The sequence below is a fragment of the Flagellimonas meridianipacifica genome (assembly GCF_003001695.1).
Lineage (GTDB): Bacteria > Bacteroidota > Bacteroidia > Flavobacteriales > Flavobacteriaceae > Flagellimonas > Flagellimonas meridianipacifica.
This window is the reverse complement of record NZ_PVYX01000002.1, coordinates 1,263,405-1,278,181: the sequence shown is the minus strand read 5'-3', so window position 1 is coordinate 1,278,181 and position 14,777 is coordinate 1,263,405. Positions and strand designations below refer to the sequence as shown.

The 14,777-nt window shown below is 38.8% G+C and carries 17 protein-coding genes; 2 read left to right on the top strand and 15 right to left on the bottom strand.

Annotated elements, in window-relative coordinates:
* Positions 1 to 28: 28 nt before the first annotated feature.
* Complete coding sequence (locus CLV81_RS15880; RefSeq protein ID WP_106147646.1) at positions 29 to 1,183, bottom strand: MFS transporter; 1,155 nt, start codon at positions 1,181 to 1,183, stop codon at positions 29 to 31.
* 124 nt (positions 1,184 to 1,307) lie between these two features.
* Between CLV81_RS15880 and CLV81_RS15875 the strand changes: the two genes are divergently transcribed.
* Positions 1,308 to 1,886: a Crp/Fnr family transcriptional regulator gene (locus CLV81_RS15875; RefSeq protein WP_106146250.1), complete on the top strand. Its 579-nt coding sequence runs from the start codon at positions 1,308 to 1,310 to the stop codon at positions 1,884 to 1,886.
* Here CLV81_RS15875 and CLV81_RS15870 read toward each other — a convergent pair.
* The 6 genes from CLV81_RS15870 to CLV81_RS15845 form a co-directional block, all read right to left on the bottom strand.
* Positions 1,879 to 2,640: a LytR/AlgR family response regulator transcription factor gene (locus CLV81_RS15870; RefSeq protein WP_106146248.1), complete on the bottom strand. Its 762-nt coding sequence runs from the start codon at positions 2,638 to 2,640 to the stop codon at positions 1,879 to 1,881. The two genes, CLV81_RS15875 and CLV81_RS15870, sit on opposite strands and share 8 nt — an antisense overlap.
* Positions 2,637 to 3,656 (bottom strand): histidine kinase, encoded by a 1,020-nt coding sequence (locus CLV81_RS15865; RefSeq protein ID WP_106146247.1) that lies wholly within the window; start codon positions 3,654 to 3,656, stop codon positions 2,637 to 2,639. The genes CLV81_RS15870 and CLV81_RS15865 overlap by 4 nt, the downstream gene beginning before the upstream one ends.
* Positions 3,653 to 4,654, bottom strand: coding sequence for a sensor histidine kinase (locus CLV81_RS15860; protein WP_158259136.1), 1,002 nt, complete (start codon positions 4,652 to 4,654; stop codon positions 3,653 to 3,655). Before CLV81_RS15860 ends, CLV81_RS15865 begins: the two co-directional genes overlap by 4 nt.
* A 94-nt stretch (positions 4,655 to 4,748) precedes the next feature.
* A complete protein-coding gene (locus CLV81_RS15855; RefSeq protein WP_146129914.1) occupies positions 4,749 to 6,203 on the bottom strand; it encodes a hypothetical protein in 1,455 nt (484 codons plus the stop codon).
* Positions 6,204 to 6,370: 167 nt separating this feature from the next.
* Positions 6,371 to 7,288: an EamA family transporter gene (locus CLV81_RS15850; RefSeq protein WP_106146241.1), complete on the bottom strand. Its 918-nt coding sequence runs from the start codon at positions 7,286 to 7,288 to the stop codon at positions 6,371 to 6,373.
* Positions 7,289 to 7,388: 100 nt separating this feature from the next.
* Positions 7,389 to 7,718: a hypothetical protein gene (locus CLV81_RS15845; RefSeq protein ID WP_106146239.1), complete on the bottom strand. Its 330-nt coding sequence runs from the start codon at positions 7,716 to 7,718 to the stop codon at positions 7,389 to 7,391.
* Positions 7,719 to 8,053: 335 nt separating this feature from the next.
* Here CLV81_RS15845 and CLV81_RS15840 point away from each other — a divergent pair, with 335 nt between their 5' ends.
* Entirely contained in the window at positions 8,054 to 8,572 is a 519-nt protein-coding gene (locus CLV81_RS15840) for a YceI family protein (protein ID WP_158259135.1), read from the top strand.
* Here the strand turns inward: CLV81_RS15840 and CLV81_RS15835 are convergent, their stop codons facing one another.
* From CLV81_RS15835 to CLV81_RS15800, 8 genes are read right to left on the bottom strand one after another with little or no spacing between them, the layout of a single operon-like run.
* Positions 8,573 to 9,007 (bottom strand): hypothetical protein, encoded by a 435-nt coding sequence (locus tag CLV81_RS15835; protein WP_106146235.1) that lies wholly within the window; start codon positions 9,005 to 9,007, stop codon positions 8,573 to 8,575.
* A gap of 17 nt (positions 9,008 to 9,024) precedes the next feature.
* Positions 9,025 to 9,285, bottom strand: coding sequence for an acyl carrier protein (locus CLV81_RS15830; RefSeq protein WP_106146233.1), 261 nt, complete (start codon positions 9,283 to 9,285; stop codon positions 9,025 to 9,027).
* A gap of 3 nt (positions 9,286 to 9,288) precedes the next feature.
* A complete protein-coding gene (locus CLV81_RS15825; RefSeq protein ID WP_106146232.1) occupies positions 9,289 to 10,566 on the bottom strand; it encodes a beta-ketoacyl-[acyl-carrier-protein] synthase family protein in 1,278 nt (425 codons plus the stop codon).
* Entirely contained in the window at positions 10,556 to 11,005 is a 450-nt protein-coding gene (locus CLV81_RS15820; protein ID WP_106146230.1) for a 3-hydroxyacyl-ACP dehydratase FabZ family protein, read from the bottom strand. The genes CLV81_RS15825 and CLV81_RS15820 overlap by 11 nt, the downstream gene beginning before the upstream one ends.
* A 13-nt stretch (positions 11,006 to 11,018) precedes the next feature.
* Positions 11,019 to 11,810, bottom strand: coding sequence for an SDR family oxidoreductase (locus tag CLV81_RS15815; RefSeq protein ID WP_313790290.1), 792 nt, complete (start codon positions 11,808 to 11,810; stop codon positions 11,019 to 11,021).
* 5 nt (positions 11,811 to 11,815) lie between these two features.
* A complete protein-coding gene (locus tag CLV81_RS15810) occupies positions 11,816 to 12,871 on the bottom strand; it encodes a type III polyketide synthase (protein WP_106146226.1) in 1,056 nt (351 codons plus the stop codon).
* Positions 12,868 to 13,587 carry a methyltransferase domain-containing protein gene (locus CLV81_RS15805; RefSeq protein WP_106146224.1) on the bottom strand — a complete coding sequence of 240 codons (720 nt, stop codon included), beginning with the start codon at positions 13,585 to 13,587 and terminating at the stop codon, positions 12,868 to 12,870. The genes CLV81_RS15810 and CLV81_RS15805 overlap by 4 nt, the downstream gene beginning before the upstream one ends.
* The gene (locus CLV81_RS15800) at positions 13,584 to 14,723 is read right to left on the bottom strand and encodes an NAD(P)/FAD-dependent oxidoreductase (RefSeq protein WP_245912062.1); all 1,140 of its coding nucleotides are present in this window, start codon (positions 14,721 to 14,723) and stop codon (positions 13,584 to 13,586) included. The genes CLV81_RS15805 and CLV81_RS15800 overlap by 4 nt, the downstream gene beginning before the upstream one ends.
* Positions 14,724 to 14,777 lie beyond the last annotated feature (54 nt).

Sequence of the window (14,777 nt, the reverse complement as noted above, 5' to 3'; positions counted from 1 at the left end):
AACCTTTTTAACTTTTACCTAAGAGCCTTTAAGAATCTTTCTTTTGAAAATAGGTCCAATATATTAGATAAGTCAAAGCTAAAATAGATACTAAGGAACAGCAATACATTACCCATGGAATTCGGAATGTAATACCCTGATAATATCCACCTGAAATAAAAGCTCCCAAACCTATACCAACTTCAAGAGCAATATACATAGTAGCGATGGCTCTTCCCTTTCTCGATGGCTTGCTCAAATCTATGGTCCATGCATTAATGGCGGGCGAAACAATACCCATAGCCAAACCATACAGGCCAGCCGCAAATAAAAACCCTAGCTTCGAGGTTAAGTACCCTATTAGAAATGTTGATATGGCCAATAGTATGACTCCAGTGAACATTACAGGCACTCTACCGTATCTATCTGAGAATGTTCCCGCCACCATTCTTACCAAAAGTGAAGACATGGTAAACACAATAAAAAAGGACCCTTTGTTATTCAAACCTAAATATCCGCTCCAATCTGGAATCAATGTTAAAACAACTCCAAAGGACACGTAGGCCAGCAAGGTGATAATACCGGCCGGAATTGCTTCCTTCGCGAGTATTTCGTTCTTTGTGATTTTTAGACTTCTAAAACCAAAATCACTTTTCTCAGTAAGGGTCTCCTTCAAACCAATCATTAGTAAAATGGCAATAAAGGCCAAAAGCGAAGAGCTAAAAAACAAAACCTGATAGGAAAAATACAGTTTAATTAAACTGCCCAGCGCGGGGCCCAGAGCCAAACCAGTACTAAAGGCAATACCCTGTATGCCCATTGCCTCCCCTAGCCTCGCATCAGGTACAATGTCAGACACATAGGTAGAAGTTGCCGTTGGGGTAAATCCCGTAGAAAAACCATGGAACAATCTGAGAAGTAAAAAAGAAAAAACACTTACCGTGAAACTGTACAACGCACCGCATACTACACAGACCATCGCACCAAAAATCATTACAGGTCTTCTTCCAATGGTATCGGTAAGTTTACCACTGAAAGGACGGGATATACCGGCGGTCAGAGTAAATAATGAAATAATCAATCCAATATACTGAGCCCCTCCAAGCTCTGTTAGAAATGCCGGTAACTCTGGTATCAACATATTAAAGCTTGCAGAAAAAAACATTGAAGCCAAACAAACCCGTATGAAACGGGATGTATACATTTTGGTTCTGTCTGGTTTTTTTACCAATTCACTGGGCATTGACATTCAGATTCTGTTATTTTGAACAGTAAAGGAATCGGTTCCACAGAATAATTAAAAGGACATTTGTCCCAAGGCCAAAAAAATGATTCGAACCAATCATGACTTCATCATTTACATTGACAAGCTCCGAAAAAAGGGTAGCTATGAAATCGATGAGCAGGTTTTTGCACCCAAGACAATGATTTTGAAGCAGGATAGAAGATACAGTTCCGTCTATCTTATAAGAGAAGGGATTGCCAAGTGTTACATCACAGATGAAAATGGTAAGGAATTCATTCAGGAGTTTTTGGGTCAGGGTATGGAATTTGGCGAATTGGAAATCTTTAGCAATAAACTGACAATTTGCTCGGTAACTTCAGTAAGTGAGTTAAAAGTTTATTCTTTCCCACATAGTACATACAGAGCTTTGTTAAAAGAAGACCCAACTTTTAATGGCCTTGTTATGAAAGCGCTTGCCGATAAAATACGATATAAAGCTCCAAGACATTCATATCAACATTCCTACCCCATTGAAGACAATATACTTCGTTTGCAGAAACTGTTTCCAGAGCTTACCGAAGTACTTCCAAAAAAAGACATTGCCAACTACATTGGAGTTACAACAAGAAGTCTAAACCGTGCATTAAAAGAGTTGAAGCAAAAACAGGACAATCCTAAGTAAGTCCTTCGAACCATTTTTTAAAATTGCTCACCTTCTCACGACTTACGATAATCTCAGGATCTAATTTTGATTTAAGCATGAGCTTTAATCGCCTGTTGGAATAAACCAAAACATCTTCAATGGCATTTATGTTTATCAAGAAACTACGGTTTACCCTAAAGAACAATTTTGGGTTTACCATTTCTTCCAAAGTTTCTAGGGTATAATCCAGCATGTATCTTTTTCCCTGATGATTAATAAGGTAAGCATCTCTCCCTTCCGCATAAAAAATGTAAATGGTTTCGGTCGAAATGGAATTCAAGTGATTTCCCATTTTCACCAAAAACCTATCCTTGAATGCTTTCTTTCCAACAAACTCTTGAACTGATTGCACTCTTGAAGCATTCGAGTATTGGGATTTAACTGTATCCAATTTTTGCAATGCCTTGGTCAAATCCATAAACTTTATGGGCTTTAGGAGATAATCAATGCTATTTACCTTAAAGGCATCAATGGCAAATTCGTCAAAGGCAGTGGTAAATATTACCGGTTTGTTTAATGGAATTGTATTGAAGATTTCAAAACTAAGCCCATCGGACAGCTGCACATCCATAAAAAATAAATCTACCTCGTCCATATTCCTTTCAATCCATGGTATTGCAATTTCCAGTGAAGGTATCGTATTCAATACTTCAATAGTGCCCCTATATTTCTGAAGATAACGTTCGAGTTTCTCCGCTGCGAGTGGTTCGTCTTCCAGTATGGCTACTTTCATCCGAGTTGGATTTTAGGTAATTTAATGGTTTTTACAGCATCATCCTGATACATTTCTAGAGAATCGGAGGTAAAATGAGAATAACTGCGAACTATCATTTTTAAATCACTGATATTAAATGTTTTATTTAGTTTTTCTTCATGTGAATATTTAAGTACAATATTATTACCCTCCTCTTTCAATTCTACGGAAATGCTTTCCAAATCCGAAGATATGCTGGACCTTACAATTCCTTCACAGATATATAGTAAGCTCCCCGGAACCACCCATGTGTCTTCTAAATCATGAATACTCAATTTGATTTCCCTAAAAGGCAATCTATTTAGTACTTCGATAAAAGTCTTCAGCACAACTAACTCTTCTTTGATATTGACTATTTCTTTCTTTTTGCTGGATAAAATGTATCTATAAACTGATGCAAAATCCTCCGTCAAAGATTCGGCTTCATCTGCATCTTTTTTCATCAAAACCAAAATGGCCTCAAGACTTTCCATTAACAAGGCGGGGTTGATGTCTCTTTTAAAGGCAATGAAATCCTCTTCCATTCTAACTCTAGCCAACTCTTCTTTTTCAAGTTTTTCTGTATTTACCCTATGAAGAAATTGATTGCTGATGTATAAAAGCACATAAAAAACGGCAATGGCACAAAATATACTATTGAAAATTAAGAGCTCCAGATAATTTGGGGTATAGGAAAGTACTTGTGTAAAGTAGAGGTACATTGTCAGGGTTACCAGGCCAACAGTTATAAGCAAGGTCGTACCCAGATGCAATATGGATTTTACCCAAAAAGAATTCGGTTGTCTCAACCTATTGAAAAGCACAATGATTATCCTTGCAGCCTCCTGTATTATATAAGCAAGTCCAATACAGACATAAAGTTCTTGAGTGAAGAAATTGGTGTTTAAATCTTCTATGGTATTGTTTATAAGCAGAATGAGCAGATATACCAATGCTCCACTGAACAAGGGACTCAATAAACGAAAAAGCGGATGGTGCACAAATAGCTTCTTCATGACAGTATAGGTACTTTTACTTTAAATTCTTCGGCGGTATCATTCACTGCAATGGGCTTATTGACTAATAGTTGGTATCTAGATTGTATATTCTTTAGACCGATTTGGGTTGATTTAAATCCCTTTCTCTTTTTGGTGATGTTGTTGGTTACCTCTAAAAAGCCCTGATTACTTGTAATCTGGATTTGCAATTCGTTTTCAGTATCCGCTACATTATGTTTGACTGCATTTTCAACAAGCATTTGAAGGGTCAATGGTGGTATTTTCGTATGCAATATTGGTTTTGGAAGGTTAACTTCAAGAACTATTTTTTCCTGAAACCGGGTCTGTATCAAAAAAAAGTAGGATTCAACAAATTCCAATTCCTCAGAAACCCCCACCAAAGTGTTTTGATATGTTCTAAGGGTGTAGTCATAGGATTTCGCCAAGGAGCGGATGAATTTTTCAGCCGATTTAATGTCTTTGGTCACCAAAGTGGATAGCGCATTCAGGCAGTTGAACAAAAAATGCGGACTTAATTGGGATTTAAGTGCTTTTAACTGCAACTCGGTCTGCCTACGCTTCATTTTTGACTCCAAAAGCTGACCTTTTACATATTGCTGGTAGGAATAGAAGGCAAAATAAATGATGTTGTAAACCAGAATTACACAGAATAACAACACTACCATTTTAACAAAAACCATTTCCTCTTCGATGGAAAAGAAACTATACGCAGGATACATCTGCTCATAACCCTTAAGACCTAGATAAACTAGTCCCACTCCCAAAATCGAGTGAATCACTATTCCTAAAAGTAACCTGAGTCCTGTCTGTCTTTTCCAATCAATGACTTTGTTCAGGAACTGATTGGCACCATGAAATGCATAGCTAACCCCAATCCCTAGGCATCCATTGAGAAAAATCTCCAAAATGCCAGGACGTTCCCTAAAGGTGTGAAAGGCATAAAAGAGAACGCCAATAGCAAAGCCTAAGATTACTATGAGCAAATGTTTTCGCATGCTTGGTCGGTCAAAAAAAGAATAGAGTTGCCTCATACAACCAAAATACTCATAATTGGGTTATGCCAAGGTGAGCATTTTGGAAATAGAAGTGTTATTGTATGGCGTCTATGGCCCTTCGATAATGAGAGTTCGAATTTATAGAACGGCATGTGGAAGTATAGGCTTCTAAAACACTTGTTCCTCCTTGCTTTGCTTTGTCCGCAAACCGAATCAAAGAATTCGTTTTGTGGTGGTCAGAGTTAATTCTTTCAATCGCCTCGAAAAGCTCTATCAACTGTTGGCCTTCAAGGTCCAATTTGGATGCATATTTCAGTACGTCCGCACTGTGGCTATCGGAATTAATTCTCCCTAAAGCTGCAACCAAGTCTTCAATATTTTCGCTGGATAATTTTTGTCTTTGTACCAACTTTTTCAATACGTTGGCTTGGTGACTATCCGAATCCATATATCCAACACACCTGAAAACGTGTGAAATGGTCGAAGGCTCCAATGTGCCTTTATCCACTACCTCGGACAACACATCGTCAATATGATAATCGGAGCTCATTCCTTCCAAAGCATTTAAAAAGGTATGTTGTTCGCTAGAGGCTAAATCTGTATTGTCTATTGCTGTTTTCAATACACCGGCCCTATGATGGTCTGAATCTATGGTTTTTGAGGTAGATGCCAAAAGTTTGATATTGTCCGAATTCAGCGAATTGCTTCTTAGAGCGGTAAGCAATACACTTGATTTGTGGTGATCTGAATCTATATCCTTTGCTATGACCAACATGGATTTCATTTGATTTGCGGTCAAATCCCGTTCCTTGATTGATTTCTTGAGCACCTCGGCCTTGTGATGGTCTGAGTCTATTTCGGATGTTGCATTTATATAGGCAGAAATACTTGCTTCCGAAGACAAAAGCTGTTCTGAATTGTTTTTAAGGATATCCGCGCTATGATAATCTGAATCCACTTCGTTCTCAATGGCTTTGAGCACTGCTACGATATCAGGGTTTTTGAGGTTTTTCTTTAATAATAGCTTTATGTAGCGAGACTTGACATAGTCGCTATCTATATAATCTACCTCCTTAAGAACTCCGTAAGCCCCTCTTTTTTTATAGATTCTATCTACTCTTTCCTTAGACCCAAGAGTCGTTGTTCGCACTACGTCCAAGAGAATTTCTGCCAACCACTTCTCCCCTTCACCTTCAAAACTATTTTGAGAGCTCCCTACATAGTATTTCTTAATGAGTTTTCCAGAGTTATCTGGTTCTATGAAGATGCGTCTTCTGCTTCCAAAAGCCGACCGTTTGATTTCCATATATCCTCCAGGAGAAATATACTCGATATCCTTGTCGTCTTCGGAGAGCTTGATTTCACCCTTATATTCAACAGTGAAGTTCTTTCCAAAGGGATTGCTGACGGAAATGGAAGTTTTTCCATTATCATTTACTCTTACCGATGTGCTCTTTCGTTGGGCTTGCAACGAATTGGAGCCAAGCAGAAGAAGGAGTAAAATCAGTTTAGCAAATAATACGGCAAGAAATTTTGTTAGTTGATTCATGATTGTTCGTTTTTTGATTGATGATTGGGAATATGATGATGTTTTTGATTGATGGGACAAAAGTGCTCTAAACCAAAGTCAATCAAAAATGAAATGTAGTGAACTGGCTTTTTTTTGTGTTGAATTGTACATGGCCTTAACACAAACACTTATGCCGTCCGTAAAACTCATTTTTTAAACCGCTCGAAAATTGCTAGGGTTTTCTTTGTGTTAATGAAATATACCCCAGTAAGCAAGACAATTGCCGCAACTATGGATTGGGTCGTAACTTCTTCCTTTAAAAAATACCAACCCAAGAGCATGGCAACTACTGGGTTTACATAGGTAGATGTTGCTACTTTTTCTGGTGAGACCACTTTTAAGAGGTAATTGAACGAAGTAAAGGCAAGTATACTCCCAAAAATGACCAATAGTACCATGACCAGCTTAACATTGAAACTCCAACTTAACGGACTAGTCCATTCTTCCCGAAAACCGAAGCTCATAAGAGCGAGGATTATTCCTCCTGTAAACATTTGGTATCCAGTATTGACAAAATAGTTTTTGGGCAAATCCGCTTTGGCCACAAAAATGCTCCCATAAGCCCAACTCAACATGCAAGCGAAAATCATGACCATGCCTAAAATAGAATTCTCCTTTGTGATTATTTGCTTCTGACTGACCAATAGATAAATACCGATTATGCCGAAAATTACTCCAATCATGGACATAGGCTTGATTTTTTTACCTTCCAATATCCACATCATAAGTAATATGATAAGAGGTTGGGCTGAAATCTCTAGTGCGGCAAAACCCGTATCCACATAACGAAGGGCCCATACCACCACACCATTTCCAAAGCTTAAAAAAAGAAATCCTGCCAAAATGGTATTCTGGAGCTGCTTACGACTAATCCTTAAATCAATGCCCATTAGTTTGGCCAAAAGGAAAATAAGAATACCAGCGGTTGTAAAACGTAATGAAGCAAGCATAAAAGGAGGTAACTCAAGAACAGCGACTTTGTTGAGCAAGTATGTAGACCCCCATATAACATAGATAGCAAAAAAGGCAAGAATAATGAGAGTCGTGTTCCTGGACCTACCCATATGACAGCATTATTTTGAAGTACAATAATACTGTGGATTTCAGAATAATTTGGAAAATAAATCAGTCAATAAGACCAATACTAAGAACTACACCCCCAAATCAATAGTATTTGTTAGTGTCCAATAGATAGGCTGCCATATCACTTTCCAATTTTTTAAAACTCATCAAATGCCTCTGCACCTCTGAATCTAGGCTTTTCCCTGTTGGTTTTTCCCCTCTTAAAAGTCCCATTATTTGGCTTTGCCTTCTTGCAAAACTCTTGAAGTCCTGACGCAACTCATATAATTTTTCGAAACAAGATTTATTATTGGGCTCGCAGGTGTAAGAACTCAGTTTTCGGGATAATCTAAGCATTGCCATGTTATTTCTTTCCAAACGAACAAGCAATTCTTGGCTAGGGATTACATTACTACTTGTTGAACTATTCATGGTTTTGTTTACTTATTGGTACTTTGCAATCACCACATTAAGATACAAATAATCCTACATTTTTACTCAAAATTAACTTCATTTTCTGATTTTTAACACTACACCAAAATTTAGGCGTTTATAATTCATTTATATGAATTTCAATGGTTTATATTTTAATTTTTGACAAAAAGAAGTGATGATTAACACTAGCGTTGCGAAAAAATAATCAAGCCTTAACCTCTTGAAAAAGACATTTTTGGTCGTTAAAAATGTTAAACAAAAGCAAACGTGAGCTAAACAATATCACTTTTTGCTTTCATGACGAATATGTACTTTTAGCGAAAAATTACACTATGAAAATGCTGATTACTTTATTGCTTGTCGCATTTGTGTCTTTAAAAGCACCATTACATGAGCAAAGCGCTGGTAAGATTTCTTCTGCGAAAATCACATTTGAATTCGTTTCAAAAGAAGTTAAGGGCACTATTGAAGGCTTTGAGTCCCAATCCAAAATCGATTGGCAGAATCTAGAGAATTCCTATTTCAAAGGAGCCGTAGAATCCAAAACCCTGGACACCAATAACGGTTTGCGTAATTGGTCCTTGCGAAGCGGGAAGTACTTTAACGTAGATGATTATCCCAAAATCACCTTTGAGAGTACGGAAATACAAAAGAAAAATGATACGCTTCTAGTCACCGGAACCCTGAATATCAAAGGCATTGAAAAGGAAGTAACTATAACTTTTAAAAAAAATGGTCAGCAGCTGGTGGGCACTACATCCCTGTATTCCATAGATTACGGAATTAAAATAAAGAAAAAGCGAGAGGATAATCTCGTGAAGGTGAAAATGGTTTTCGAAACGGATTCCTAATCAAGGATGCGCTTTTCCGAAAATTGCAGCGTAAATTCTTCCCACACCCCAATTCCCTAGCGGAAAATATAGAGCAAAAAACAAGGCCATACCCAAGCTAAAATTTCGGACATTGAAGAATTGGTCCAAAATATTGTTAGGGTAAGCATAGGAGGTCTGAAAGGCATAGCCGCCAAACTCCAACAAACCCATGGCAATCAAACCATAGGCGTATTGCGTATGGAAGGGCAAACCTCTCAGAACCAAGGAAATTGGCACCATATATAAAATATAGCAAGTGATTACCTGCCACCAATAGGTGAATTTTGCTATTTCCATTTGAGCTCCAAACCAATTCATACCAAGACCCCATAAAAAATACACCAAGCAGTATATCAACAATAACCGCTTATCCACATTAACTTTATGTAATACATACTCTATAAACTCTTTCATCCTACCGCCTCTTGTACTTAAGTTCTTGATTCAATTTTGGAGTCTACAATTCGCAGTGCATCCTGTACGGTTTCCATTTGGTCCATATCCTCGTTTTCCAACATAATGTCAAAAGCATCTTCTACGTCCAACACTATGTCAACCAAATTTGCTGAATTTATGTTCAACTCATTGATAAAATGGCTTTGTAGTGAAATACTCTCCGCTGATACATCATCTGGTAAATAGTTTGCTACAATGCTTTTAAGCTCTTGATATCTTTTTTCTTTCTCTGACATTTTTTAATTTTTCGAATACTGCCTAAAAATAACACAGGCATTCACATCACCAAAACCAAAACTAGCTTTGGCAATTATTTTTGATTTATGCTGAAAAGTCTTCCGAGGTATTCTGGATTCATCAATGACTTTTGCTATCTCGGGATGAATATCATCACAGTTTACATTTCCAAAAACCTGCTGATGTTTAAGTTGAAGTATTGTTCCGACACATTCTATGCTTCCTGCAGCTGCCAAGCAATGTCCAAACATACCTTTAAATGAGTTAATATAAGGAAAGTTCTTCCCGTCACGTTTTAAAGCCTTGGTCCAGTTTGTAATCTCAACTGGGTCTTTGGTCGTTGCCGTCAAATGACCATTAATAACGTCTATGTCATTCGCAGAAACATCCGCATTCTGAATAGCTTTGCTAATACAATGCTGAACAGCTATGCTATTGGGAGCTGTCATGCTGCCTCCTCCCCTTTGTCCACCACTGTTTACTTCACCTCCTAAAACTTCCGCATAAATGCTAGCGTTTCTTTCCAAAGCACTTTCCAATGATTCAAGAACCAAGGCCCCGGCACCACTACCTGGCACAAAACCTGTCGCAGAGGCACTCATTGGCCTACTAGCCGACTCGGGATTGTCGTTATAGTTTCGGGGCAGAATTCTCATAGCATCAAAACCACCCCAAATGTAGGGTCCACTATCACTGCAACTACCCACGAGCATACGTTTTGCTTTGCCGGATTTAATGTGCTCGTATCCCATCAAGAGAGCTTCTGTGCCTGTGGAGCAAGCAGAAGAATTTGTAGTAACTTGGTTTCCACAACCCAGCATACCTCCCAAGAAAGCACTGATGCCACTTGCCATTGTCTGGATTACCGTGGTACTTCCCGAACGTCTTACATTTCCGGAATCAACAGCATAAATAGCATTTCTAAAACGGTCCACTCCCAACATACCTGTACCAAAAATGACTCCGTTTTCCCAATCGGGTTCATTATCACCGGCCACATGAAGACCTGCATCTTCCCAAGCATCTTTTCCAGAAATAACTCCATAAATCAATCCCGATGCCTCTAGACCTCTAAGTTGCAGATTGGTAAAGTAATTATTCAAGTCAACTGATTCAATATCTGGTCTTCCAGCTATTTGACACGAAAAATTTAGTTCTTTCAATTCTTGGTGAAAACGAATGCCACTTTTGCCCTTTGCCAAAGCTTTTCCAAATTCCTCAAGTCCAATTCCGTTAGGTGCGCATACACCCAAACCTGTTATCACCACCCTATTTTCCATTTCTTTCAGATTTAAGCATTCCAGCCAAAACCCCTTTGCATGCCAGTTCCCCAGCTTGATTAAAAAGTTTCACCCTGCATTTAAGCTTTCCGAAACGGAAATATACTTTTTCTGATTCTACTCGAACCGTTTCTCCAGGATAAATAGGGATGTAAAACTCCATGTCTGAACTTGACATTCCTATTTGAAGTGGGGTTTCATCTATATCCTTACCTAAAAGAAAGATTCCAAGACACACAAGTCCTATCTGTGCGCAACATTCGGTCAAAATGACGCCTGGAGTTATCGGAACCTCTTTAAAATGTCCTCGATAGAAGTTCATATCCCTTTTAAATGTAAACTTCCCAACGGCACCTTCAGAATGAATATCCAGTAACTCATCTACAAACAAAAATGGTTCGGCATATGGGAGTTTTTTGAGAATTTCGATTTTATTCATTCTTTGGATATTATCATCTTAAGCTTTCTCCACCGTCCACTTTTACTATGGTCCCATTAATCCATTTGGCCTCTTCCAAGGTCAAAAGGTAGACGGCATTTGCGACATCTTCAACTGTGGTTAGTCTATTAAAGGGGTTTCTCTTGATAGCTTGCTCCTTTAACTCAGTGCTGTTCGGAATCATCCGAAAAGACTTTGTATCCGTTATACCAGCCTGAATACAATTTACCTTTATCCCAAAGGCGGCAAACTCTAAAGCCATGCTACGAACTATGGATTCCAACGTGGCCTTAGCAGCTGAAACTGCCGCATAACCTTCCCACGCTTTTGAACTTCCTTCACTGGTAAATGCTATGACTCTGGAGTCTTCCGCAAACAAGTTTGCGCTCAATATGGCTTTGGTCCAATCGTAAAGATTGATTCCCATAGCATGAATGGTGTGTTGAAAATCCGAAGTGTTCAGCGAAGCTCCGTCCTGGTTGCTAAGGGACTTTAGATTGCCTTTGGCAACACTATGTATCAAAACACTAAGTTTTTCGCCTTGAAGAAGTTCCGACATGCTGCCCACAACCTCTTGGATTTTTAATGGATTTGTGGCATCAACATTAAAAGAATGCAACGCTACACCATAAGACCGTATTCCGTTAAACTCATTTTCAATGTCTTGAAGGTCAGCCTTCCTATCACGGTGCAAGATGAACAAGTCATACCCTTCCCTTGCCAATTTATGGGCTGTGGCCAATCCCAAGCCGCTGCTACCCCCTACTATTAGTGTCCATTTGGATGAATTCTTCAACTTAATCACATTTATTACCAGCGCAACAACACGCGTTGAGCGGAGAACCCAGGGCCAAAACTAAGAACCAATCCCTGTTTTCCTTTTTTATAAGGTCGATTTAGGAATTTCTCCAGCACATATAATACGGTTACGCTGCTCATATTACCAAAATTTCGCAGTACCTCTCTTGTTTCATCAATATTCTTACCTAAATCCCCAAATAGGGATTCTACAGTTTCCACAATTTTTCTACCACCTGGATGAAAAATCAAGTAATCCACTTCTTCAATACCGGTCCCATGTTTTTTAAGAAACGGATGTACGATATTCGGAAAATGTGTTGAAATCATTTCAGGAACTTCAGGGTCCAGAATCATTTTGAGCCCAGTATTTGTCAAATCAAAACCCATCAAATGTGTAGCTTCCTTAAAATGATACATCTCCTCTCCTATTATTTCAGGTCCCAGTGCCAATTCCTCCGATGATAGCAAAGCGCAAGCAGCTCCATCACCAAAAATGGCTGCACTTACCATATTGGCCATTGAAAAGTCGTTTAGCTGAAATGTGGCTGTCGGACTTTCAACAGCAACAACCGCAGCTCTTTTACCTGGATTCGACTTTAAAAAATGTTTTGCATAAATAAGCCCAGAGACTCCTGCTGCACATCCCATTTCCGTCACTGGCAGACGCACTATATCCTGTTTGAAACCCAAGGCGTTCGCCAAATACGCATCCAACGAGGGAATCATGATTCCGGTACAACTTACGGTTATGATATAATCCAAAGAGTCAGCTTGCCAATTCGCGTCATTTAATGCTTTTTTTAAAACATCTTCGCCAAGCTGTTTTGCTTCGCGTATGTAGATATCGTTTTTTTCTTGAAAAGAAGTTGCAGTAAATACTTCTTCAATATTCATGATTCCATACCGCTTTTCCACCCCAGAACCTTCAAAAATCTTTACTACCTTCCTCCTAAAACGCTCTTCTTGCTGAGAAAGCCATAGCTCTACAAAAGGAAGAATTTCCTTGGTTGTTCTGCTATATTTGGGCAGCTGTTTTGCCACCTGTACCACCTTTACCTTGCTCATGCGTTACTGAGTTGATTGATTTGCATTATCCATATATATCGAAATGCCCATTTCCATTGAATTATATGGATAACATTCGGTATTTTTTTTGCCAGTTTTAAAAGGTCCTCTTTCTGAAACGCCTTACTAATTGATATAAGCCCGTCCACTTTGGCCACCTGTGTTCGAATGAAGAAAAAGCTGAAAAGCTTGAACAGGTAATATGACAACTTACTGCGTTGTAGATCGTTAATGACGACACCCACTTTGGCCAATCGTACAAATTGCTTCAAAAAGGCATCTATACGTTCCTCCTCAAAGTGATGCATGGTAAGAGTGTTGATTATTATATCGCAAGTAAAGGAGGTATCCGCCTTCAGAATGTCCATTTTTTTGAATTCAATCCGAGGATACCCAATACTGTTTTCCTGAGCAATAAGCAACACATCATCTCGCAAGTCAATACCCATCATACTGTGCGAAACCCCTTTTTTACTAAGAAAATCCGAAAGCTTACGGAGCATTGTCCCATCACCACATCCCATGTCCAAAATCGTATACGATTTTTCTTGGTCTTTTTTAATGAGTTGCCACACTCCCTCTATCGTAATTGTATCACCACCCAATAAACTGTTACATCTATTGATGTCTTCATAGGCTTCTCGCAAAGTTGGCAACTCCATATTTGGGTCATCCATTAGTTCATCGACCCTGCTGCGAACTGAAAAATCCATCATTGCAAAATAGGTTTCCCGTGTGTTCCAGAAATAACGCCTTTTAGCATTTTCTCAGAGCTCGCAACCGTTGCCAGCACAAAATCAAACCAATTGGTATGAAGCATCAAACTTTGTAACATTCTTCCCAATCTCAATCTTTTTTTAAATTCGCTTGTCCATACTTTTCTGTATGCTTTTTCCATAGCATCTCTCGTAAATTCTTCCATTTCTAAATACAAACTGACATACTTGGCAGCCATTTTTGCGCTGTGTATCGCCATAGCCATTCCATTACCGCAAAGCGGATGAATCAAACCCGCTGTATCTCCGCACATTAGTACATGATTTTCTACTACCTGCTTTTTATCGAAAGAAACTTGTGCTATACTCAATGGTTTTTCAAAAACTGGGGTGGCCGTTTCAAAAAAATGGTCGAGAATTGGATTCTTGGCTAACACTTTTCTTTGAAATTCTTCTATAGTCCCCCACTTCTTGAAGTCAGCATACTTTGCCAAATAGCAAAAGTTAATGGTTCCATTTTCCGTTTTTGATAGTCCTCCATAGCCCCCGGGAAAGGTCTGCAAAGACACTAGATGGTCTGGAAAATCAAAATCGCTATAATGACATTTAACGGCCAACCAAGCTGATTTTTTAGCTATGAAAGGGCGATTAAGTCTCTTGTCCATATTCGATCTTTTGCCAAAAGCACCGATAACCACATTGGCCATAATCTCTCTTTTAGAAAGACTAAGGATAAACCTGTTTTGAGTAAAAGCTATGTCTTGTACAGATTCGAATAGAAATTCTACCCCGTTCTGTTGGGCCAGTTGATAGAGTTTATCATCCAAAGTATATCGGCTTACACCAAAACCACCCAATGGAAGAGCAACTTGAGCTGTTTTCCCTGTATATGTGCCAAGTTGTAAAGTGGATATGTCCACGGAAGTCAGTTTTCCAATATCAAGACCTAACTTTTTAAGATAAGGACGCACTTCATTGGAAACATATTCTCCGCAAACCTTATGGTGCGGATAGGTGTTTTTTTCAATTACCAGTACTTGTTTTCTTCGTTGGGCTAAGTCAATTGCCGCGGTCAACCCTGCCAATCCCCCTCCAATAATTACCACCTCATTCGTATTCACATATTGAAGATACATTATTCAAACAAAAATCCCGACCAATTGGCCGGGATTCAAGAAAACTTTTTAAAG